Here is a 22,200-nt window from a genome sequence, read left to right on the forward strand (position 1 = left end):
CTATGAAACGCAGTAATAACGTGCGTCTGGCCCGTTTTCGTAAATCCATTCCAACCACCAGCGGCGTTGCCTTGTCGGTATCATTAGTGCTCTCTGGCTGTAGCCCCGCCGAGATGCAAGAAACCGCGCAGATCTACAGCAATGTGGATGAGTGTGTGGCGCAATACCCCGATCAACCCCAGCTGTGTGAGCAGATTTTTGGGTCTGCCCAGATGGATCACCTCGCGACTGCGCCGCGCTTTACCAGCCAAGCGGATTGCGAAACCGAATTTGGCCCTGAAGCCTGTACCCCCGCGCCAGAAGGGGCCCAAGGCAACCCTGAAGGCAACCAAGCCGATGGCGGTGGTTCGTGGTTTATGCCGATGATGATGGGCTACATGATGGGCAACATGCTCTCTGGTGGTCGTTCCACCAAATACGCCCCGGTGTATGGCTCCCGCTCTAAAACCTCGCCACTGCGGGGCAAACTGTTTACCGGTAACGGCACCGTGGTTGGCAAAGCCGGCGACCGAACCGTTCGCACCTCGCCATCGGCGTTTAATAAGCCAAGCGCCCCAACGCGCGTTACCCGCAGTGGTGGCTTTGGCAAGATGGCGGCGCAAAAATCCAGCAATTCCCGCATGAGCAGCAAGTCTGGCTCACGCAGCTTTGGGGGCTAAATGAAGCGTCATTTAGTCAGCCCCCGTGCCCACTGGCAGCAGCAAGCGGAAGAGTTCGGCTTTGATTTTCATACCATGTACGACGAAGTGTATTGGGATGAAAGCCGCTACTACCAGTTCTCGTTAGCTCAAATCGAAAACGACATTGAGGATCCCACCGAAGAGATTGGCCAGATGTGCCTTGAAGCGGTGGATAAGGTGGTTAATTCTGAAGAGCTGCTGCAGAAATTCGCCATTCCTCAAGCCCACTGGGAAACCGTTGCCCGTGCTTGGCGCCTGAACGAGCCAAGCTTATATGCCCGCATCGATTTAGCCTACGACGGCACCGGCCCAGCCAAGCTGCTAGAGAACAACGCCGATACCCCAACCAGCCTCTATGAAAGTGGTTTCTTCCAATGGCTGTGGCTGGAAGATCGACTGAAAGATGGCACCCTTGCCAGTGGCTCGGATCAGTTTAATTCCATTCAAGAAGCGCTGATCAATCGCTTTGCACAATTTAAGCAAGAGTGGCCAGCGGTGCCGCTGCACTTTGCCTCCTGCGCTGAAAGCATTGAAGATCGTGGCACCGTGCAATACCTGCAAGATTGCGCCGAAGAAGCGGGCTTTAAGACCGTTTACACCGCCATCGAACAGATTGGTTTAAGTGGCAAAGGTGAGTTTTTGGATGGCAACGACGAGCTGATCCGTGCCTGCTTCAAACTGTATCCGTGGGAGTTTATGCTGCGGGAAGAGTTTGGCGATCACCTTGGCAAAGCCAATGTGCGCTGGCTGGAACCAGAATGGAAATCGGTGCTGTCAAACAAAGCCCTGCTGCCGCTGCTGTGGCAGATGTTTCCCAACCACCCGAACCTGCTGCCAGCCTACTTTGCCGATGAAGCCCATCGCAGTGGCAGCGGCCAGTGGGTGAAAAAGCCAATTTACAGCCGCGAAGGCGCCAACATCGAGATCATCGAGAGCGGCAAGGTGGTGGAATCCTCGGGCGGCGAATATGGCGAAGAGGGCTTTATTATTCAGGCCTACCATCAACTGCCTAAATTTGGCGACGATAATGCGCTGATTGGCTCTTGGTTGATTGGCGATAAAGCCGCTGGGATCTCGGTACGGGAAGATCACAGCCGCATTACCCAAGATCTCTCTCGCTTTGTGCCCCACTGCATTGTTGATTGACGCACGGTTAGCGCGATAATCTCTTCATCTTCCATCAAGCACAACGGCCGCGATTGCGGCCGTTGTTCTTGGTGCTGATCGGTTGATCACTGCCGGTGCGCTTACAGCATCTGCTGTTCGGCGTTCTCTTTCGCAGCGATGTTTTTCAAACCATCAACAAAGGCCTCTACCGGCTGACCGCCGCTGATCCCATATTTGCCGTTGATCACATAGGTGGGCACCGAGGTTACCCCCATCTGCTGATAGCGAGCGATGTCGGCACGCACCTCTTCGGCAAACTCATCACTGCCAAGCACCACCTGCACCGCTTCTTTGTCTAAGCCAACACTGACCGCCGTCTCCAACAGTTGCTGCGGATCACTGGGGTTACCGCCCTCGGTAAAGTACAGCCGAAACAGCGCCAGTTTCAGGGCCGTGTCTTGCCCCTGCAATCCGGCCCAGTGCAATAAGCGGTGGGCGTCAAAGGTGTTGTAGGTACGGTCTTGTTTGTCCAAGCGCATATCAAAACCCAGCTCATTGGCGCGGCGGGTGATCATCGCTTGGTTTTGGGCGATCTGCTCGTCGGTTAAGCCGTATTTCTGGGTCAGGTTGTCGCGCTTCAACTGCCCTTCAGCACCCAGCTGTGGGTTGATCTCAAACGGGTGCCACTGCAATTTGGCGTCGATGTCGCCTTGCAGCTGTTGCAGCGCTTGCTGCAGGCTTTGGTAGCCAACAATGCACCATGGGCAGGTCACATCAGAGACGATATCAATGGTTAAGGTTTGCATGGTTGCGGATCCCTTCGCGCGGGGGTGTATTGGGGGTATCCCGTTGATGTTGGCCGCCTTATCTTAGGGCGCGCTGTTTCCCTAAGGGTGAACCAACAAGCAAAAAAATTAGCTATCCACGTGCTGTAACAGGCTCTGACACAACTGTTTTAGCTGCAGCAGTTGATCGGTCGGCATCTTCACCTGACAGCGGATCTGCTCAGGCACTTGCTGCGCTTGTTGATGCAACGCTTGGCCTTGCTCGGTCAGCGCAATCAAGCGCACCCGTTCATCGTCGCTGCAACGGCGGCGGGTAATAAAGCCTTTACTTTCCAGCCTTTTCAGCAGCGGAGTTAGGGTGCCAGAGTCCAGATGCAGTTGCTGCCCCAGCGCTTTCACGTTCAGCTGCTGGTGCTGCCACAGTAGCATCATCACCAGATATTGCGGATAGGTTAGATCCAGCTGCGCCAGCAGTGGCCGATACGCGCGGATCACCGCGTTGGCGGCGCTGTAAAGTGGAAAGCACACTTGGTTATCAAGCTGCAATCTATCGACCGTTTCAACGCGACTGTTTTCATCGCCGGAATGGGTGACAGCCATCGGTGCCTCCTTAAATTAGATTGCACACAATATACTTGCCTCCCCCGAAGAACTCAATTACCATCAGAAACAATTAAATTGTGCACAACTGAAATAAAGAGAATGCCCCATGGAAACCTATAAACTCAGCCTTATCGCCGTCTTCGTGATCATCGCTACCATGCTGCTGCAACACATCGTCGCGATTGGTGCCCACCGCAAACAGCGCCGCTATGTGCCGGGCATTGTGGATCCGCAACTGAGCCACAGCTCCTTTGTGTTTCGCAGCCACCGCACCTTCCAAAACTCCCTTGAAAATGTACCGATGATGCTGGCCACCATCGCCTTGGCGATCTATCTCGGCCTTGATGCGGATTTGTTGGCTATGGTGGTATGGACCTTTGCCGTGGCACGCATCATCCACATGGTGCTGTTTTACGCCATCGCAACGGAAAAGAACCCCAGCCCGCGCAGCTACTTTTTTGGCATTGGGCTAATCGCCAACCTGATTTTGCTGGTGTTACTGGGGCTGCATTTCTGAAAAAATCATCCGCTATTGGTGATTAACATCCACATGGAACTCAGTTTTTGTAATCAAGATCATGTCTAAATCGCGCCAGTTGTAGTTCAATTAACTCATAGGTGGATGCCTAAAAAAAACATAATCAGAACAACAATAATTGTATTAACACAGGCGTTGATGCGCCGCGCATATCTCAGAGAAATTATTGATGTCAAAGAGTTCGATTCACCCCACGCTTATCACCCGTAACGATCGGTTTATCCGCTGCAACGAGGCTTTTACTCATGCCTTTGGTTACAACATTGACCAGCTCCAGCAAAAAAGCGTCAGCGAATTTCTCTTTCACGATGAAGAACTGACTCTGAAGCTGATCCAATTTCAAAATGTGGATGACGCTGAGTTCAATATTGATGATGTGTGGTTGTGCCAACAGGCTCAAGGTGAAATCCAACCGGTCTTCTTTGAATCCGAAACTCTGGCCACTGGCGAGCAGAAACTGTCGCTGCGATTATTGCAACATCGGGGCTTAGATCCGGTCACTAGCCTGCCTAATGGCTGGGCGGTCAGCATCCGCTCTGACCGTTTTTTCCAAGATCCTCAGCGCCACCAAAATCTGGGTTATTTGATCGTGAAGGTCGATAACTTCTCTACCGTTAACTTTCGTTTTAGCTTTGAAAGCGGCAACCGTTACCTCAATAAAGTGGTGCAGTTGCTGCAGCAAACCTTGGGCAAAGAGTGGTTGGTGGTGCGCTTCTCTGGGGCCAAGTTTGGCATGGTTCACATTGGCGATCCCAACCAAGATAATGCCGAGTTCCAGCAATACGTTGAGCTTTGCTGTCAGAAACTGTGCCGCGCCATGGAAGCCCCGATCGAACTCGAGCCCGGCGCGGTTGTGAAAAAACAGTTCAGCATCGGTGCAAACGCCAATGCGCGTCCGTTTCAAACCTTTCAAGAGATGGACATCGCCACTGAAATTGCGTTCATCCACTCCCAAGGCTTCAGTCGCAGTTACTACACCTTTGCCAAAGAGCACCACGGTGGCAGCCTGCTGCGTAATAAACTGCTGATTGATGAATTGCCTCGTGCCGTGGAAGCCGATCAAATCAACTTGGTGTTTCAGCCGCTGTACCATGTGAGCACACGCCAAGTTATCGGTTTTGAAGCGTTGTCTCGCTGGCAGCACCCACAACTGGGCCACGTTAGCCCCATTGAGTTTATTGGCGTGGCCGAAAACACCGGCTACAACACCGACTTTGATCTGTATGTGTTTGCCAAGGTGTGTCGTCAGGTAATGCAATGGCGCCAACGCTTTGCCCATGTGCCGCCAGTGGCCGTGAACTTCTCGGCCAAAACCTGCGAATCCAGTGGCTTTGCCGCGGCGGTTGAACAGGTGCTGCTGCAAACGGGCTGCCCCGCCGATGCGATTGAGATTGAGATCACCGAAACCGCAGAGATCTCTCACCAAGAAGATTTCTTCCATAACATGGATCAGCTGCGGAGCTTAGATCTGCTGTTGGTGTTGGATGACTTCGGTGCCGGTTATTCCTCGTTGCAGTTATTGCGTCAATTGGCCTATAAAATTGGCAAGATTAAAATTGACCGCGAATTCATTAACGACATCGACACCAGCGATTTCAATAAGGTGCTGTTTAAGCAAACCATCGAAATGTCAAAGATGTTGGGGGTTAAGGTGCTGGCCGAAGGGATCGAAGAGGAATCACAGCTGCAGCTGTTAGAGCAGTTCCAATGTGATTTTGCCCAAGGTTACTTCTTACAACGCCCGGCTGACATCACCGCCACCGAAGTGCTGCTGCAACAACTGAACAGCAACTAAGCGGCGTTCGCCCCGTGCCGATGTAACCATTGGCTGATTTCGCCCCAGTGCGCTTGGTGACTGGGGCGAAAGTAATTGAAATGGCCAATCCCACCAACCGCCTTTACTTCATCCCATTGCCAAATGCGTTCACTGTGGCGCGCCTGTGAGTAACGCTGGGCGAGATCGGCCACCGCCGCCGGTGGCGCATAATCGTCATCGACAAAACCGATGTTCAACAGCGGCCCCTGATAAGCGTGGTAGCCAGAAAGATCAAAGCCATTGCGGGGATCAAACAGGTAATCTTTACTGCGTCCCCAACGTGCCCACTGACGAATGATCCCCACCGGTAAACTCTGCTTCGACAACCCCACCTGCTGCGCCGGAAAACGCTGGCCTTGGCTTAATAGTGGCAATAACAGATGCCAAAACAGCCACATTTTCCACTGCTTACGGCCGTAATAGCGCCAATATGGCACCGATGATCCAATGCAGGTGATGCTGGCGATGCCATCCAGCGCCTGCGACAGCCCCAGTAATTGGCCGCCACAGCTGTGACCAATCACATGACAACGTTGCCCCTGCGCTTGGCTTTTTAAGTAACCCAAGGCCGCAGGGAGATCCTGAGTGCCCCAATCGCTCATGCGTACATCCACGTCCGCCGCCACCTGCAATGGCGAATCGCCAATGCCGCGATAATCCACGCTGATCACCTGATAACCTTGGCTGGCAAGGTGGGTGGCAAAGGCGCGGTAGAAACGCTGCGGCACCCCAAGCGCGGGGGCTAACAACACCGCCCCACGGGAAGGTTGCTGCGTACTGGGATAACAATGAACGCTGAGCGGTTGGCCATCGGCACACTGGATTTGCTGTGGTTGCATCAAGGCTTAGTCTGGTGATGTGGGGGTCTGCCCAACATGCTGCCATTGCCGCCCAAATGCAATTGATGCCGATTCACTACCGCGCATGAGCAAATGCGCCCCCCCCCCATAAACACCCACATAAGCAGCAACGTTGGGCAGTTGGCACGGGGTAATCGCTGTGCTTAAATCGGTGAGTAATTAAGCCGTACTAGCCACGGTGACACACAACAACAATAAAGGAAGCAATGGATATGCTTAGCCCACTACGCCCTTTGTTCGGGGCCGCGTTATTACTGCCAATCATGGCCAGCGCGCAACAGATCATGCTGCTGCCGATTAACGCCGAACTGCAATTTGGCCAGCCCATACAGGTAAGCCAAAGTGAGGGTTACAACAACCAACCGGCCTTTAGCAGCGACAGCAGCCAACTGTTTTATTCCAGCAATAATGGTGGCGAAAGCATGGACATCATGGCTTACCACTTAAGTGATGGGCTGCTTACCAACCGCACCAACACCCCAGATGAAAATGAATTTTCACCACAATCCGGTGACAGCAACGATGAGCTGGTGTACGTGGTTGAACAAGGAGTGCCCGATCAAAGCGTATGGCGTCAGCGGCAAGGCAAACCGCGCAGCCGTGCCGTTCGCAGCTTTATTGATAGCGGTTATTACGCCCGTAACGCCGACGTAGGCACTCTGTTGTGGGCGCGCTATGGCCATCACCTCTACTTCGAGCCCAATGGCGAGCAAGCCGACGAGCGCCACTTTGTTGCCGCCAGCGTTGGTCGGAGCATCCACGCTATCCCCGCCAGCAACCAGTTCAGCTTTGTTCACAAACAGATCAACGCCGATTGGGTGATCAAACGCTACCAGCCCAGCACGGGCGCCATTACCCCGTTGATCTCAATTGATCAGCAAAGCGAGGATTACACCTGGCGTGATGGCAACACCATTTGGAAAGGCCGTGGCAGCGTGCTGTTGCAGTGGCAACAAGGCGAGCAACAATGGCAGCAAATAGCCGATCTAAAGCCCCTTGGGATCAACACCATTGGTCGCTTAGATGTCAGCCCCAATGGCAAATGGTTAGCGCTGGTTGATTTAGACCGCTAGGCTTGCCAACGCATTGCTGCCCCCCTCTTTTTCGCCACAAAAAAACCAGCCATAAGGCTGGTTTTTTGGGTCATCGAGGCTTATTCCGCCGCCAGCCACTCAACAGAGAAACGGCTACCGGGGCCTTGTGCCAGCTTCTCCGTTAGCCACGGCAGCAGTTCATTCATCTGCTGTTCGAGCTTCCAAGGTGGGTTGATCACAATCATGCCGGAGCCGGTCATGCCGTGGGCGTTGCTGTCGCCCATCACGTTCATCTCAATCTTTAAGATGCTCTTAATGCCCGACGCCTTCAGGCGTCGCTCAACAAAGTCGATGTTTTCACGGAACACCACGGGGTACCAGATGGCGTACGTGCCGGTCGCCCATCGCTTAATGCTCTGCTCTATGCCATTAACCAGATCCGCGTACTCGGTTTTCAGCTCGTAAGGTGGATCAATCAACACCACCCCACGGCGCTCTTGCGGTGGCAAGCTGGCACGCAGCTGCTGGTAACCGTCGGTCTTGTAGATCTTGGCACGACGATCGCCGCCAAACTCCTGCTTCAACAGCGGGAAGTCCGTTGGGTGCAGCTCGGTCAGCACCAAGCGGTCTTGGGCGCGCAGTAACAACCCCGCCATTTTCGGGCTGCCTGGGTAGTAGCGCAGATCACCCGTTGGGTTAATGGCTTTTACCGCCTTTAAGTAAGGGTGCAGCAATTGCGGGCAATCCAAGCCCCACAGGCGACCGATGCCATCAACACACTCAGCGGTTTTCTCAGCGTGTTCGGATTGCAGATCGTAACGACCGGCACCGGAATGGCTGTCGTGGTACACAAACGGCTTATCCTTGCCTTTTAGGGCTTCAATGATCAGCGCTTGAACCGTGTGTTTTAACACGTCGGCGTGGTTACCAGCGTGGAAGCTGTGGCGATAGCTCAGCATGATGCGACACTCTTAGGAATTGAAAGACCGCGTAATATAGCAAACTGCAGCAACAACAGTGTGCCGGATCGAAAGGAAAGTCGCTGCCACGACAAAATGACAGCGTAATTGCAGCTTATTTGCGCTTTTGCGACGACATTCGCTCAGCCAGTGCATCAATCAGGCGATCGACCCATGGCGAGACCCAAGGCACGATTAAGGCTGACAGTGCCAACGCCACTAAAATATTCATACCAGTTCCAACACGAAAACAGAGCACACCTACGACTTTAGTCTAATGCTTGGCGTTCCGTGCCATAACTGCGTCTGAATTGACGCGGCTCAATCGTCGATATTTTCCCCAAATCGGCGTGCAATCGCGTCGGCGGCGAAAGCCCAACCAAAGGACAGCACTGGGCGCAGTAAGAGCGTTAACGGGATCGCCAACAGTGCCAATAGGAACAATTCGAACATTCACAGCTCCACAACCAAAAAAAGGCTCGTATATCGAGCCTAAAGCGGAGCCAGTCTATCAGGGAAAATGGGCAAGAAGCAGTCAATCGCTAGACCATAATGGTCACTTTGCAGGCTTTTTGTTTAAGCGATTGAAAAACATAAGCTTGTTTTTTGTGCGGTGCATCACAACATAAACAGCGGCTATCGCCCTACAGCAAAATGCGATTTAACCGACCCACCAGCTCCATCTGATTTCGACATTGGGTTTTGCTTAAGATGTGGCGAATGTGGGTGCGGATGGTGCTTTCTTCTACGTCAAAGCCCGCCGCAATGACCTTGGCTGGCACCCCTTGGGCAATACGCATCGCCACCCGCCCTTCTTGCGGCGATAAGCCAAACAGGCGGATCACCGACAGCAGCGCACCACCATTTTCGCCAAAGGTGATGCTGGTAAATTGCAGTAGGATCTGGGCGGCACCATCCACCATGCCGTGCAGATCCAAACGCCAACAATCCGCCTTCGGCCCCAACAACAGCTGCCGCGCCTGGCCATCTTTGCAGCTGCGCAGCTGTTCGATGCTCTCCTGCAGCTGCTGCTGTTGCAGCTTATCTCGCAACTGTAACTGCCGCTGAAACAGCGACAGCCACTCCCGTTCGCACAAACGTTCAAAGGCACCGTTGCTGTGCAGCACCTTGCCATCACAATCCAGCACCAACAGTGGCTGGCGCCAGCGCGGTGCCCACATCATTTGGTACACCTGATTCTCAATCTGCTGCAACAGCTGCCGCTGTTGCCATTGTCGCTGCCAACGTTGTAACCGCGACGCAATCAATCCCGATTCTTGCGAACTGAACTGCGCTTGCTGACGCTGCAACAACAACTGTACCCGTTCGTGGGGGCCATTCGCGCTGCTGGTTAGAGTCAATTGCTCTACCGTCGCTTGGGGTGGCAACACCACGTCAGAGCGATGGCTTGCCAGTAACTGTTGGGGGTGGCCGAGGGGATCAGCCAAAAACAACGTGCCACTGTCTGCGCCAAACTCATCACACAATTGCAGTAAATACTGCCGCCACGGCGGTGCCTTAACCGCTGGGCTTACTTCGCTTCGAATCATTCGCCTTCCTTAGCAATTTCAGTCGATTAGCGTTACATCCACAACTTTGATGACAGCAAAAAAGGGCATAACTTCTATCTTTTGAAGTGTCTTCCTTACCCAATCTCTGCGGTTGGCCAAGTAGATACAGGCACTACTTAGCGAACAGCAGCCTTCCCTACGGGTGCGGAAGCATTCCTCCTATGACAACCCTTTGCGGCACATTTATTGTGCCGCTTTTTTTTGCTTTGTTAACCTCAACACGGCTAACTTAAAAAGGTAGAACAAATTAGTTCAAGTGGTGATTAATCGCTGAAACTAAACATAAAAACCACCTTGGAGTTGTGATGTCGCAGTTACCTTGTCTCAGTACCACCGTCGCCCACAGCAAAGCGCAGCTGCAACCACAGCGTCAGTACGATGTGATTGTGGTGGGGGCTGGGATCACCGGGGCTGGGATCGCGCGGGAAAGCGCTCGCCGAGGGTGGTCGACGCTGCTGCTTGAACAAGGGGATTTTGCCAGTGGCACCTCCAATTTCAGTTCAAAAATGGTGCACGGCGGTTTGCGCTATCTGGCGCAGGGCAACTGGCGCCTAACCAAAGAAGCCGCCCAAGCGCGAGAGCAGTTGCTGCAGCGCTGGCCCGATCTGGTTAAACCGATGCCCTACTTATTTACTGCCCAAGGGCCACTGGATGCGGTGCAGCATAAATTCGGCTTGTGGCTCTATTACAAGCTGTCCGGCGCCCACGTTCGCCACAAACCGGTGCACTTTTCCCAACAAGAGCTTAATAAACTGCTGCCGGGATTAACGGTGTCGGCTCCTTGGGGGGCTAACCGCTATTTCGACGCCATTTGTGACGACGCCGCTCTGGTGCTGCGTACCTTGCAAGAAGCCGCCTTGTACGGGGCCCATCTTTGCCACTACACCCCGGTGCTTGCCCTTGGCCAATCTCAGCCCCAGCAGATCGAGGTGACGTTGTCGCATCAGGGCCAGCCAATCACGCTGCAAGCGAAAGTCGCCATCAATGCCACGGGTGTCTGGGCCGATAATTTAACCCCCATGCCAGCGGGCATGAAGATCCGCCCGCAACGGGGCTCGCACCTTTTGTTGCCGTGGCAGCAACTGCCATTACCGGCGGCAATGACCTTCATCCACCCTCAAGATCAGCGGGTGGTGTTTGCCTACCCGTGGGCGGGCTGCACCGTACTGGGCACCACGGATTTGGATCACCTGGCCGATAAGAATCAGCCCTGCGTGATCAGCAGCGCCGAACAAGAGTATCTGCTGGCGCTGCTGCCACTGCTCGGCTGCCAGCAGCAGCCCACCTTGTTGGCCAGCTGGTCTGGGCTGCGACCGATAATGGCCGAAAACAACAACACCGATGCGCCGTCCAGCGTCAGCCGTGAACACCTGATTTGGCAGCAGCAGCGGTTGTTGAGCATTTCCGGCGGCAAGCTCACAACCTTTGTCACCATGGCCGAAGAGGTGCTGGATCAAGCCGCCCGCTTACTGCCCCAAGCCGCCGCCCAAGCCGATACACCGCTGCAAGCCCCATTGCAGTCCGACGTTGAGTACTGGCACGGTACTCAAATCAGCAAAGCGTCGCTGCGTTATTGGAGCGCCCACGGTGCCATTACCCAACTGAGTGATTTGCTGATCCGCCGTACTCGCCTCGGCTGGGTGCTTGGCCCTGCGCTAAAGCAACAGCAGCAGCAGTTACAACAGCTGTGCCAACCGTTACTGCTGTGGGATGAGCAGCAATGGCAACAGCAGTGGCAGCAGTATTGGGCGGAATTTGATCGGCAGTATCGGCCTCACTCATAGTGGCGTCGCTGCGCCATCACCGCGCAAATCGCACAACAAAGCGGCAGAAATGAAAAACGCTCTCATTAGTGGCGCCCTCTTGTGATCCAAGCCGACCGCTGGCATCGTTAACCCAGTCGATTTGATATCACAGCGCATCGCCGCTAGGGAGCCTTTGTGGCTGATATTCCAACACTTATTTTATCGCCTTTGCTGTTAATTCAAGGCAAATGGTTGCGCTGGCGTCTGCCCAAACTGGATGAAGCCGCAGGGCCTCGCCAAGGCGAACAAGGGGATGGTCAACCGTTGTCATTGCTGGTGTTTGGCGACAGCGCCGCCGCAGGAGTGGGGGTTGCCCAGCAACAACAGGCGTTAGCTGGGCAATTGAGTTTAGCGTTGTCTGCCCACTATCAACTGCGCTGGCACCTGCACGCACAAAGTGGCTTAACCACCGCGCAGGCGGATCCGTTCATTAAGGGGTTACCAACCCAACAAGCGGATGTGGTGGTGATCTCATTGGGGGTTAACGACGTTAAATCCACCGGATCGGCCCAGCGTTGGTTGCTTGAACTTGATGCGGTCGTTAGCCGTTTGCGAGCCGAACTGAAACCGCAGCTGATCCTAATCGCCGAGTTGCCGCCAATGGGGCAGTTCCCCAAGTTCCCGCAGCCATTGCGCGCGTGGCTCGGCTGGCGCGCCAACCAGTTTAACCAGCACCTGCACCAATGGGCGCAGCAGCAACCTCTGGTGCAGCTGACCAGCATCCCCAAAGAGCAAGCGGATCTGGCCGTTGATGGGCTGCATCCCGGCCAAGGCACCTACCGCTTATGGGCCCAGCGCGTACAGCAACAGATCCGTTCGGCGCTGACGGTGCAGCGGGCACCATAACAAAGGCGCCCACTGCACTGTGCAGAAGGCGCCTCAATTCATATTGCGTACCGGTGGCTCAAGGTCGATGCCAACAGCTCAGTTTGGCGCAGCCACCGTTAACGATATTTTGCGAGCCAAAGAAAAAGCCATGTGGCTGTTGTAATACGCCGCTTCATTAACAAAGGTGGGGTACAGCGGCTCGTCGCCATCAAAGTAGCCAACGCGGCCATCAAAGTATTGGAAGATCGGCTCCCCCGGCTGCAATGGGGTGAAATCACTGCCTTCAAGCCGCTGGTGGACCATCGCTAACGGCTGGCCGGCCTCATCCAACGGCAGGCTTTTACTGCAAACGCTGGTAAACGCCTCGATGGTGGCTGGCAATGGCGGCAGCTCGTTACGCAGCTGCAACGAGGTGAACTCCAAAATCAGTTCGGTCATCAACCGCATCTGATCCAAAATATCCTGACGCAATACCGATTGCGGCTGTGGCCCCACTTCCACCATCACCCCCCGTTTGCCCACCGTGCACAGGTAGCCCCACTGTTGGTAAGTTTGTTCCAACTCAAACAGCAGCACCGCTTCTGGCATACGCTGTTGCACGTACGCCGCCAACTGACGCTCCCAGTGGCTGTCGTGCAATAAAATCAGGGTTGGTCCCATGGTCGAGGTGGTGTTGTGCAGATCAATCACCAGATCGGTCTGGCTTGCGCCTTTTGGCCCAAATTGTTGATTGATGGATTTGGCTCGCAGGGCTTCGTAATTGATCAGATTGAAATCGGCCAAGCGTTGCGGGGTAAACTCTCGGTTAAGATCATCATCAATGTAACGGCGGTTGCATTCGTGCGCCTTCGGATTGGCTTGCAGTGTTTGTATCACCAAATTGGGGAAAGATAAGGGTTGCTGCTGCCACTGCTTCAGCAACTGAACCCCTGAAAATTCATTACCGTGGGTGCCGCCCACAACCAACACTTGCCATGCCGAGGTCATACTTCAATCCTTATGAATAACTATTCAGTCATTGTGCCAAACAACTCGCCACATTCACAGTGGCGCGAAATCAACCGCTTAAATACACAGCAGGTTTGATCCTTTTATTGTTCAGCAGGTTACCCACAAAAACCGTGATTAACTTTGTGGATAACTTACTTTGTCCGTATTTCATCAGGGTTTGACGGCTGATGCTTTTTTGAACAGCCCGATCCCGACAGATCAATAAGCATAAAAAACAGGCAGTTATTGTTGATTTGCGGATCCGGTTCCCAGTGCTATGGTGGTGACTAATATTCACCAATAGACCCCCTGATGTTACGTGCTGAGTTTGTTGATTCCATCGCCACTATCTGCCCAAAACAGTGGCAGCCACTGTTTGATAATGGTTATCCATTTACCCAGTTACCGTTCCTATTGGCATTGGAACAACAAGGCGGCGTTGGCGGCGACAGTGGCTGGTTAGCGCAGCACTGGTTGCTGTGGCGCAACAACCAGCTGATCGCGGCGGCGCCCAACTACATCAAGCTGCACTCTTATGGCGAATACCTATTCGATTGGGCTTGGGCCGATGCCTACCAACAACACCAACTGAACTACTACCCCAAGCTGCTAAGCGCCATCCCCTATACCCCAGCGACTGGGCCCCGGCTGGGCATCGCCGCAGGCGAGGACAGCACCGAAATTATCGCCGCCTATAGCCACAGCGTGCGCCAACGTGGGCAACAACTGCACGCCAGCAACGCCCAGTTGCTGTTCTGTGATCAGCCATTACAGCAACAACTGCAGCAGCAAGGCTGGCTGTCACGGCGAGACATTCAATTTCATTGGCACAACCGCTCTTACGCCAACTTCGAGCAATTTTTGACGCAGTTAAGCGCGCGCAAACGCAAAAACATCAACAAAGAACGAGCGTTAGTGGCTCAGGCTGCTGTGCAGATACGCACCTTAGGTGGCGATGAGATAGACAACGCGATGTGGCAGCGTTTTTACCACTGTTACCACACTACCTACCTGAAACGATCGGCGCGGCCGGGCTACCTGTCCTTGGACTTTTTCCTGCAACTTGGTCGCACCATGCCCGACAATGTCGTCATGATAGCTGCTTTTTCTCAACAGGAACTGGTTGCGGCGGCGCTCTACTTTCAGGATGACAGCAGCTTGTATGGGCGCTATTGGGGCAGTTTGATCGAGCAGCCGGGGCTGCATTTTGAGTTGTGTTATTACCGCGGCATTGAATATTGCATCGGCAAGGGCTTACAACGCTTTGATCCCGGCGCTCAGGGCGAGCACAAGTTAGCGCGAGGGTTTGAGCCCCACTGGGTGTATGGCAGCAGCTTGCTGTTCGATTCGCCTTTTGCCGCCGCCATTGCTCGCTTTTGCCAGCAAGAAGATCAGCTGCTGCGCCAACGAATGCAGGAATTGCAGCAGCGTTCGCCGTATAAACGGCTTGATTAACCGACTGACGCGTTAGCGTTCAAACACCAACAAACGATTATTGGCGGGCATCGCCACGTCATCAATCAATTCAAATCCGGCCCTTTCGGCCAGTGCCACCACGGCCTCAATCGCGCGGATCCCCATGTGCGGCGCCTGTTGTCGCAAGTGCTGATCAAAATCCGCATTAGACGCCGAGGTAAATTCGCCGCCGTAGTTGAAGGGGCCATACAGACAAAACACCCCATGGGTTGCCATCTGCCGTGCTACCCCAGCAAACATCTGTTCAACTTCAGCCCACGCCATGATGTGGCAAGTATTGGCGCTGAACGCCGCATCAAAACCAGCCAAAGGCCACTGCGGTTGATTAACGTCTAACACCAACGGCGGGTGCAAATTGGCCGCCGGATAACGCTGATGCCACGCAATGATCCCCCCGTGGTTTACTGCACGATCGGAACAATGCCATTGCAAGTGCGGCATATTCGCCGCAAAGTGCACACTGTGTTGGCCGGTGCCAGAGCCAATTTCCAGCACTTGCTGACACTTGGCAAAAGCCCGTTGCAACACCGCTAAAATCGGTGCTTTATTGTTATCGCATGCTTGGGAAAATGGCGCAGACATCGGCTCTCCTTCAATCCTTGGTGTCTTACTCTTGTCCGGCGTAGCGCTCTAAGCCCCACACCAAACCAAAACCCAGTGCCATGCAGCCTAAAGCCAGCAGCAACTGAGGATCGTGGCCGCTGATCTCGGCAAACTGCCACGGCGATAATGTTTGCTCGGTTAAGGGCACTTCCACCCCTTTAGAATTGATGCGTGTGGTTAGAGTTTGTTTCCACGGCCAAACCTTATTCAAGGTGCCCACCATCAAACCGCACAGAAACGACAGCGTTAAGCCGCGGAATCGGGTCAGCAAGAAAGACAGCAGGTGGCTAAAGGTCAGCAGCCCCAATACCGCCCCCCCCAAAAAGAGGCCGATGATGGTGACATCAAACTCTTTCACCGCCGCAATGATCGGCACATACAGCCCCAGCAGCAGCAAAATAAAGCTGCCGCTGATCCCCGGTAAGATCATGGCACAGATGGCCACCATGCCCGCCAGCACCACATTAAGGTGGGTCGGATCCAGCGCCAACGGATTGGCCGCAGTAATGAAATAAGCAAAACCGAACCCTGCCACCGCCGCCATCAGGTTGCCCGGCTTGGCCCCGCCCACCTGCTTACTGATGTGCACAATCGACACCAAGATCAAGCCAAAGAAGAAACTCCACACGGGAATGGGGTGATCCGTCAGCAAATAGGTGATCACCCGTGCCAGCGATGCAAAACTGGTGGCAATGCCCGCCAGCAACGTCAGCAAGAAACCGCCGTTGATGTGGGCCCAAGTGCTGGCAAGGCCATGTTGGCGTAAATGACCAATCAGGCTGGGATTAATACGGCGAATGGACTCCAGCAGACGATCATAGATGCCAGAAATAAATGCGATGGTGCCACCAGAAACACCAGGAACAACGTCGGCAGCGCCCATCGCCATCCCTTTAAAAAAGGTACGAAAATCAAAAGTCATGGATCAGCATTCGGTCTCAATTTGAATGAGCCGAGAGTATAACGACTAATCGCCTCTAGGCGCATGGGAAAAAACCGCTGCCGCAGTGCAATAAACAGTGAGAACAATCACAGTTCACTTTCGTGAACGTGAATCGCAGCACATTTATACAGGTTGGTTATAAAAAAGGCAGACAATGCACCAGCGGATGCGTATTCTGTGCGCATTCGCCCCAGGTTGTTACCGTTAGGGGAATGGTTACAACAAAATGACTAACAACGGCGAAACGCTTTATTTGGCCTCTGCACTGGGAAGTTGCAGGGGCCTTTTTCTTTTGTGCCCGGCTTAATCTCGCTCGCCTTCCAACCACCGCAATGCCGCCGCTCGGCTATCAAAAAAACGGATGACCTTGTAGGGAAATTGGCGGCGATTAATGGCGATGCTATCAATGATGTTTTCTGGGGTTGGGGCATTGCTGGTGTAGATGGCAGTACGTCGTTGCAGCCGATGGCGACCAACGGTTTTAGCGCCTTCATCGCTGTAGCTGTATCGCCTGTCGGCGCAGATCAGTAAATCGAAGGGGCTGTGGCATAAGCCATCAAACATCCGCGCCAGTTCATCACTGGCCTTGCGATCGATCACGTAACCGTCGTCAATAAAGATTTCGAAGCGCTGCTCGCTCCACTGCACGATGTTGGCGCAAGAAAGTCGATAACTCGCCAGTGGTCGCAGGGATTCCATAGCAATGAGCCTTAATAAAATAGCGAAAAAGTGACCACAGGTACGTTGCCTAGGCCAGCGATTATTCGCCCAAACTAATCAACCTCAACGCCAAACTCCAGTGTTTTTGTAACATTGTGATAACGCACTGTTGTTGTGGTCAATTTGCTCGCGCCATCTGGCTAAGCCACCGGCTGGCGTCGGCGCGACGGCGAAACAATCGGATCGGTTTGGCGGGGAAATTCAGTGCATTGATCTCAATGGCATTACTGAGTAATTCATAGCTGAGATCCGCGCGAGCGAAGATGGCCACATGGCGCTGTAGCGGGTTGGCCCCAGCGCACAACGCCGCTTCAAAGCTGAAACTGAATTCGCGGTCGCCATTGATGAGCAGATCAAAGGGACGCTGACAATGCTGCTGCCAAAAGTGCTCAATTGGCAGGCAATCACTGCGCTGCAGTACCGTGCCGTTATCCACTTGCAACTCAAACAGGGTGTCATGCAGTTGCCGGATCTCGGCACAGCCTACCCGATAGTGTGCCATCACGGTTGCACATTCGGCGTCCATGCCTGCGTACGTCTCTGTTTCCATGCCTACCTCCATGTCACGATTTAGGTCACCGCTGAGTAGGAAAAGTTACAGACAAAAATCCGCTTTGCAACGACTATTACACTTTTATGACTGCGATTTTGTTGGCGCCACAATGCCCAGTCGCGCCGACATACCACTGGCGCGTTCGGTTTGGGTTTCAATGGCGCTCGCCACCAGATCCGGTTCGCTGATCACCATGCTAAACCACCGCTTGGCGCGAGTAATGCCGGTGTAGATCAGCTCGCGGGTTAACACCGGATTGGGCTTATCCGGCAGCGCCAACGCGGTATGGGTAAATTCACTGCCTTGAGATTTATGCACGGTCATGGCGAACACGGTTTCCACCGCACTTAAGCGGCTGGGCAGCACCGCCTTTAAGCTGCCGTCGGGCATGGGGAAGATCACCCGCAACTGGCCATCGTCGGCGGCAAAAGGCAAACAGATCCCCACATCGCCGTTCATCAGGTTTACGCTGTAATCGTTACGCATCACCATTACCGGTCGTCCGGCATACCAGCCTTGATCATCGCTGATCAGCCCCTGCCGCAGCAGCAAACTGGCTACCCGTTGGTTTAAGCCGCTGACGCCCCAATCCCCTTCGCGTACCGCCGCCAGCAATTGAAACTGGCCAAAGGCATCCAGCACCTGTTGCTGCCACTGCGCTTCCGTTTGTTCGCTGCCGCACCCTTGGTTTACCAGCGTTAAGTAGTGGCGATAACCGTGGCTCTGCTGGCCATTACGCTCGGTTAACCCCTTGGCCTTGCCATCCAGCACCAAGGCATCAAACTGGCTTGGCTCAGGGCCGATAAAGGCCAGATCCCCTTGGCTGCGCTGCAACTGCAATCGCGCCGCCGCCACATCGCCGCCATTCACCGCTGCCGCCAATTGGCCAATGCCAGAATCGGCACCAAAACGGTGGGATTTACGCAGCATCACGATCTGCTGTTCCAGATCACAGCCTGGGCCTTGCCACGGCGATAAGTCGTAACCACTGGCGCGGTAAACAAAACCGTGGCTGTCGGCTTGGTAGCGCCCCTGATGGGCGAACTGACACAGATCCCCCAAGACCGCTCCGGCTTCCACCGACGACAGCTGATCTTTATCCCCCAACAGAATCAACCGTGCCTTGGCGGGCACCGCCGCCAGCAAGCTGGCCATCATCTCTAAATCCACCATCGAGGCTTCATCCACTACCAACACATCCAAGTGCAATGGATTGGCGCTGTTATGGCGGAAGTAACGGCTATCCGGTCGTGCCCCCAATAAGCGGTGCAACGTGGCCACATTGGCGGGGATCAAGTCGGCAATGGCGGTTGGGATCTCCGCCACTTGGCCAGCGGCAATGGCGCTTAACGTGCCCGACAGCGATTCCGATAAACGCGCTGCTGCCTTGCCCGTCGGCGCCGCTAACTGAATGCGTAACCCACTGCCCTCTTCTCCCTGTTGTTCTAGTGCCAGCGATTGCAGCAACGCCAGCAACCGCACCACGGTGGTGGTTTTGCCGGTGCCGGGGCCACCGGAGATCACGCTAACTCCGGATCGCGCCGCCAGCGCCGCAGCCACACTTTGCCAGTGCACCGTGGTGCCAGCGCGTTCGTCGGCGTCTTTCAAAGGATCAAACAGGTTGGCCAACCGCTGCGGCAGATCATCCGGCAGCTCAAAACGCTGCTGCAAGCGGGCATTAAACGCCGCCGCCACCTGCACTTCGTATTCGTAATAACGGCGCAGATACAGCAGTTCACCACTGAGCACCAAAGGCGCACTGCCCTCGTCGCTGGCATCCACCATGGTCGATTGCTGTAGCGCTTCGGTTAATTGCGGCAACGACCACGGCGCCAACCACTGCTGCGGTAATGTCTCGGCTGCAAACGCTCGCCCTTGGGGCGGCAAGCCCAATACCCACTCTGGCTTACGTTTTAAGCCATTCAGATCCAAACAGATGTGGCCACGGCCAACTTGATGGCTGGCCAGCGCCGCCAGCATCAACACCATCGGGTTGTGCTCGCCTTGCTGTTGCAACAAGCGCACAAACGCCAGATCCAACTGCCGCAACCAGCCTTGCTGTTGGTACTGTTCAAGCCCTTTTAAGGCATGGGGCAATGGCGCCGGGCCAAACTGCCACAGCGTCGGCGCGTAGTTAGGGGTATTCATTGGCTGCACTCCTTGCCACGAAACAGGCTGTCGAGTTGTTCGATTAAGGCGGCAGGTGGGGTAATGGTTAACGCCCCCTGCCCCAGTTTTCCGGCCTCTAAGCCACGCAAAAACAGATAGAGCCCCCCGCCAATGTCACGGTCGTAGTCGTACTCTGGCAGCCGCGATTGCAGCAAACGGTGCAGCGCCAAGGTGTACAGCACCGCCTGCAGTTCGTAGCGGTGTTCCAGCATCGCTTGCTGCATCGCCTCGGCTTGGTAGGCGCTTTGATCCACCCCTAAATAGTTGGATTTGTAATCCGCCACGTAATACCGGCCTTGATGGTAAAAGGTCAGATCGATAAAGCCCTTTAACATCCCCTGCAAGCGGATGGGGTTCAGACTTGGCCGTGGCGCGCCCGGCCAAATGGCGGCGCTAACAAGCCGATCCAGTTCGCCAATGTCTACGTTGCTGGCTTCAAACCAGAACTCCAGCTCAGCTTGCGCTAAGGGCAGCTCCATTAAGCTGGCGCTGTCATCACACAACGGCAAGGGCACCTGCAACGCATCGGCAAACCACGGCGCTAAAACGGGCTGTTCGCCATCAAAGCCGTGGCTGGGGCATACCGATTCAAGGTGTTCGGCCACTTCCTCGGCATCCAAACGGAAACGGCCGCCTTCCGCCGCCCACTCAAACAGATCGTGCAAGAAGGTGCCCGCTGCGGCGCCCTTAGGAAACGCATGAATGGTGCCCGCTTGGGGCTGTTCTGGTGGCGTCAGTTCGCTGCTGCGATTGGGCAGCATCATTTCGGCTAACTGATCCGAGCTGGCCGCGGTGGCGTAGCTGTCTTGATTGCCACTGTCTTGCGCGGGCTCGTTGGCCTCAGCCACGGTTGCGGCACTGGCGTGATCCGCGTTGTGGTGCGCCGGGCCATGCTGATGGCTCATGCCACTGAGCAAACCGGAATACGAGCTGATCCACCAGTTTGGCAGCGCCGCGCGCTGATAAGGGCGCGGTGCTGGCAGTTCGGCGGGGGTGCCATTGCCGATAAATTTCATCTTGGTTGCCGCCGCCGGCGCCAGCACTTGAGTGTGCGGTTGTTGCGCCAACCGCTGCCAGTGCAGCGCTAAACGTTCTCGGGTTAACGGGGCGCCATCGGCCAACAGTTTGCCCAAGGCGTTTAAGTGCACGTTCACTTTTTTGCCGGTGCCGATTTTGAGCGGCGCCAGCCCCAAGTAACAGCTGTATTCCGCGCGAGTAACCGCCACATACAGCAGGCGAATGTCTTCGGCTAAGCGTTCGCGCTCAGCGGCGGCTTTGGCTTCGTCATCGGCGTTAAAGCTCAGCTGATTGCTGCCATCGGCGGCGCGATAAAACAGCGCTGGTGCCTTGGTGTTGACTTGGCGGAAGTTAAACACAAATGGCAAGAACACCAGTTTGTACTGCAACCCTTTGGATTTGTGGATGGTGATCACCTTGACCAGATCCGCATCGGACTCCAGCCGCATCACCTGTTCGTCCGATTGCTCGCCCTGATCGCTGCACTGCTCGGTTAGGTAGCGCAGCAACGCCAATTCGCCATCCAGCCCCGCCGCTGCCGCTTGCAACAGTTCAGCCAGATGCAGCAAGTTGGTTAAGCTGCGTTCGCCGTGTTCGGCGTGCAGTAACCGCCGCGCCACATCAAAGCGCACCAACAACTGCCGCAACATCGGCAGCACTCCCTGCTGTTGCCACTGCAGCAACAGCAATTTAAAGCCTTCGAGCTGTTGCTCCCACGCTTGTTCATCGCGGCCTAGCGCCTCTAATTCAGCAAAACTGAGGCCGATGGTGCGGGTGGCCAGTGCCGCCCGTACCGCGCGGTCGTCTTGGGGGTACGCCGCTGCGGTTAGGATCAGCTGCAGATCCGCCGCTTCGGCGCTGCGATACACCGACTCTTTGTCCGACAGATAAACCGAACGCACGTTCTTCTTCGCCAGCGCTTGGCGAATGGCATCGGCTTCAACAAAGTCGCGCACCAAGATGGCGATGTCCGACGCCTTCACCCCGTCAATGTGGCTGCTGGGGTTGGCGGCAGTGCTGTCGTTGGCTTCGTTACGCACAAATCCGGCGTCGCCAGCCACGCCTTTGTCCGACGCCTTCACCCCGTCAATGTGGCTGCTGGGGTTGGCGGCAGTGCTGTCGTTGGCTTCGTTACGCACAAAT

The 22,200-nt window shown here is 54.9% G+C and carries 21 protein-coding genes; 8 read left to right on the top strand and 13 right to left on the bottom strand.

Annotated elements, in window-relative coordinates; all coding sequences use genetic code 11:
- Positions 1-2: 2 nt before the first annotated feature.
- Both Q0796_RS14640 and Q0796_RS14645 read left to right on the top strand, forming a co-directional pair.
- Positions 3-659, top strand: coding sequence for a DUF1190 domain-containing protein (locus Q0796_RS14640; protein WP_298444495.1), 657 nt, complete (start codon positions 3-5; stop codon positions 657-659).
- A complete protein-coding gene (locus Q0796_RS14645) occupies positions 660-1,826 on the top strand; it encodes a glutathionylspermidine synthase family protein (RefSeq protein ID WP_298444496.1) in 1,167 nt (388 codons plus the stop codon).
- A gap of 101 nt (positions 1,827-1,927) precedes the next feature.
- On the opposite strand, the gene Q0796_RS14650 is transcribed toward Q0796_RS14645, so the two are convergent.
- Positions 1,928-2,593, bottom strand: coding sequence for a DsbA family oxidoreductase (locus tag Q0796_RS14650; protein ID WP_298444498.1), 666 nt, complete (start codon positions 2,591-2,593; stop codon positions 1,928-1,930).
- A 108-nt stretch (positions 2,594-2,701) separates the two neighbouring features.
- Positions 2,702-3,172: a MarR family transcriptional regulator gene (locus Q0796_RS14655; RefSeq protein ID WP_298444500.1), complete on the bottom strand. Its 471-nt coding sequence runs from the start codon at positions 3,170-3,172 to the stop codon at positions 2,702-2,704.
- A 109-nt stretch (positions 3,173-3,281) separates the two neighbouring features.
- Here Q0796_RS14655 and Q0796_RS14660 point away from each other — a divergent pair, with 109 nt between their 5' ends.
- Together Q0796_RS14660 and Q0796_RS14665 are read left to right on the top strand one after the other, a co-directional pair.
- Entirely contained in the window at positions 3,282-3,692 is a 411-nt protein-coding gene (locus Q0796_RS14660; RefSeq protein ID WP_298444502.1) for an MAPEG family protein, read from the top strand.
- 190 nt (positions 3,693-3,882) lie between these two features.
- Complete coding sequence (locus Q0796_RS14665) at positions 3,883-5,508, top strand: sensor domain-containing phosphodiesterase (RefSeq protein ID WP_298444504.1); 1,626 nt, start codon at positions 3,883-3,885, stop codon at positions 5,506-5,508.
- Here the strand turns inward: Q0796_RS14665 and Q0796_RS14670 are convergent.
- Complete coding sequence (locus Q0796_RS14670) at positions 5,505-6,368, bottom strand: alpha/beta fold hydrolase (RefSeq protein ID WP_298444505.1); 864 nt, start codon at positions 6,366-6,368, stop codon at positions 5,505-5,507. The genes Q0796_RS14665 and Q0796_RS14670 overlap by 4 nt on opposite strands.
- Positions 6,369-6,601: 233 nt before the next feature.
- Between Q0796_RS14670 and Q0796_RS14675 the strand changes: the two genes are divergently transcribed.
- On the top strand, positions 6,602-7,462 hold the full coding sequence (locus Q0796_RS14675; protein WP_298444506.1) for a hypothetical protein: 861 nt from the start codon (positions 6,602-6,604) through the stop codon (positions 7,460-7,462).
- A gap of 80 nt (positions 7,463-7,542) precedes the next feature.
- Here Q0796_RS14675 and Q0796_RS14680 read toward each other — a convergent pair whose 3' ends face one another.
- The 3 genes from Q0796_RS14680 to Q0796_RS14690 all read right to left on the bottom strand — a co-directional run bounded on the left by Q0796_RS14680 (position 7,543) and on the right by Q0796_RS14690 (position 9,932).
- Positions 7,543-8,382 (bottom strand): 23S rRNA (adenine(2030)-N(6))-methyltransferase RlmJ, encoded by an 840-nt coding sequence (locus Q0796_RS14680; RefSeq protein ID WP_298444508.1) that lies wholly within the window; start codon positions 8,380-8,382, stop codon positions 7,543-7,545.
- Between the two features lie 321 nt (positions 8,383-8,703).
- The gene (locus Q0796_RS14685) at positions 8,704-8,835 is read right to left on the bottom strand and encodes a hypothetical protein (protein WP_298444510.1); all 132 of its coding nucleotides are present in this window, start codon (positions 8,833-8,835) and stop codon (positions 8,704-8,706) included.
- Between the two features lie 191 nt (positions 8,836-9,026).
- Positions 9,027-9,932, bottom strand: a complete 906-nt coding sequence (locus Q0796_RS14690) for a helix-turn-helix transcriptional regulator (protein WP_298444512.1) — start codon at positions 9,930-9,932, stop codon at positions 9,027-9,029.
- Positions 9,933-10,258: 326 nt separating this feature from the next.
- Here Q0796_RS14690 and Q0796_RS14695 point away from each other — a divergent pair, with 326 nt between their 5' ends.
- Both Q0796_RS14695 and Q0796_RS14700 read left to right on the top strand, forming a co-directional pair.
- Complete coding sequence (locus tag Q0796_RS14695; protein WP_298444514.1) at positions 10,259-11,737, top strand: FAD-dependent oxidoreductase; 1,479 nt, start codon at positions 10,259-10,261, stop codon at positions 11,735-11,737.
- Between the two features lie 156 nt (positions 11,738-11,893).
- The gene (locus tag Q0796_RS14700; protein ID WP_298444515.1) at positions 11,894-12,604 is read left to right on the top strand and encodes an SGNH/GDSL hydrolase family protein; all 711 of its coding nucleotides are present in this window, start codon (positions 11,894-11,896) and stop codon (positions 12,602-12,604) included.
- Between the two features lie 78 nt (positions 12,605-12,682).
- Here Q0796_RS14700 and Q0796_RS14705 read toward each other — a convergent pair whose 3' ends face one another.
- Positions 12,683-13,573 (bottom strand): aspartoacylase, encoded by an 891-nt coding sequence (locus tag Q0796_RS14705; protein WP_298444516.1) that lies wholly within the window; start codon positions 13,571-13,573, stop codon positions 12,683-12,685.
- A 315-nt stretch (positions 13,574-13,888) separates the two neighbouring features.
- Between Q0796_RS14705 and Q0796_RS14710 the strand changes: the two genes are divergently transcribed.
- Complete coding sequence (locus Q0796_RS14710; RefSeq protein WP_298444518.1) at positions 13,889-15,031, top strand: GNAT family N-acetyltransferase; 1,143 nt, start codon at positions 13,889-13,891, stop codon at positions 15,029-15,031.
- A 12-nt stretch (positions 15,032-15,043) separates the two neighbouring features.
- On the opposite strand, the gene Q0796_RS14715 is transcribed toward Q0796_RS14710, so the two are convergent.
- From Q0796_RS14715 to Q0796_RS14740, 6 genes are all read right to left on the bottom strand, one after another.
- Positions 15,044-15,634 carry a DUF938 domain-containing protein gene (locus Q0796_RS14715; protein ID WP_298444519.1) on the bottom strand — a complete coding sequence of 197 codons (591 nt, stop codon included), beginning with the start codon at positions 15,632-15,634 and terminating at the stop codon, positions 15,044-15,046.
- A gap of 25 nt (positions 15,635-15,659) precedes the next feature.
- On the bottom strand, positions 15,660-16,577 hold the full coding sequence (locus Q0796_RS14720) for a DUF368 domain-containing protein (RefSeq protein ID WP_298444520.1): 918 nt from the start codon (positions 16,575-16,577) through the stop codon (positions 15,660-15,662).
- 324 nt (positions 16,578-16,901) lie between these two features.
- Positions 16,902-17,297 carry a hypothetical protein gene (locus tag Q0796_RS14725; RefSeq protein ID WP_298444521.1) on the bottom strand — a complete coding sequence of 132 codons (396 nt, stop codon included), beginning with the start codon at positions 17,295-17,297 and terminating at the stop codon, positions 16,902-16,904.
- Between the two features lie 139 nt (positions 17,298-17,436).
- Entirely contained in the window at positions 17,437-17,868 is a 432-nt protein-coding gene (locus tag Q0796_RS14730; protein ID WP_298444523.1) for a hypothetical protein, read from the bottom strand.
- 84 nt (positions 17,869-17,952) lie between these two features.
- Positions 17,953-20,019 (bottom strand): exodeoxyribonuclease V subunit alpha, encoded by a 2,067-nt coding sequence (gene recD / locus Q0796_RS14735; RefSeq protein WP_298444525.1) that lies wholly within the window; start codon positions 20,017-20,019, stop codon positions 17,953-17,955.
- Positions 20,016-22,200, bottom strand: a 2,185-nt coding sequence (locus Q0796_RS14740) for a 3'-5' exonuclease (RefSeq protein ID WP_298444526.1), incomplete at its 5' end; no start/stop codon positions are given. The genes Q0796_RS14740 and recD, both read right to left, overlap by 4 nt.

Source organism: uncultured Ferrimonas sp., from assembly GCF_947489035.1.
GTDB lineage: Bacteria > Pseudomonadota > Gammaproteobacteria > Enterobacterales > Shewanellaceae > Ferrimonas.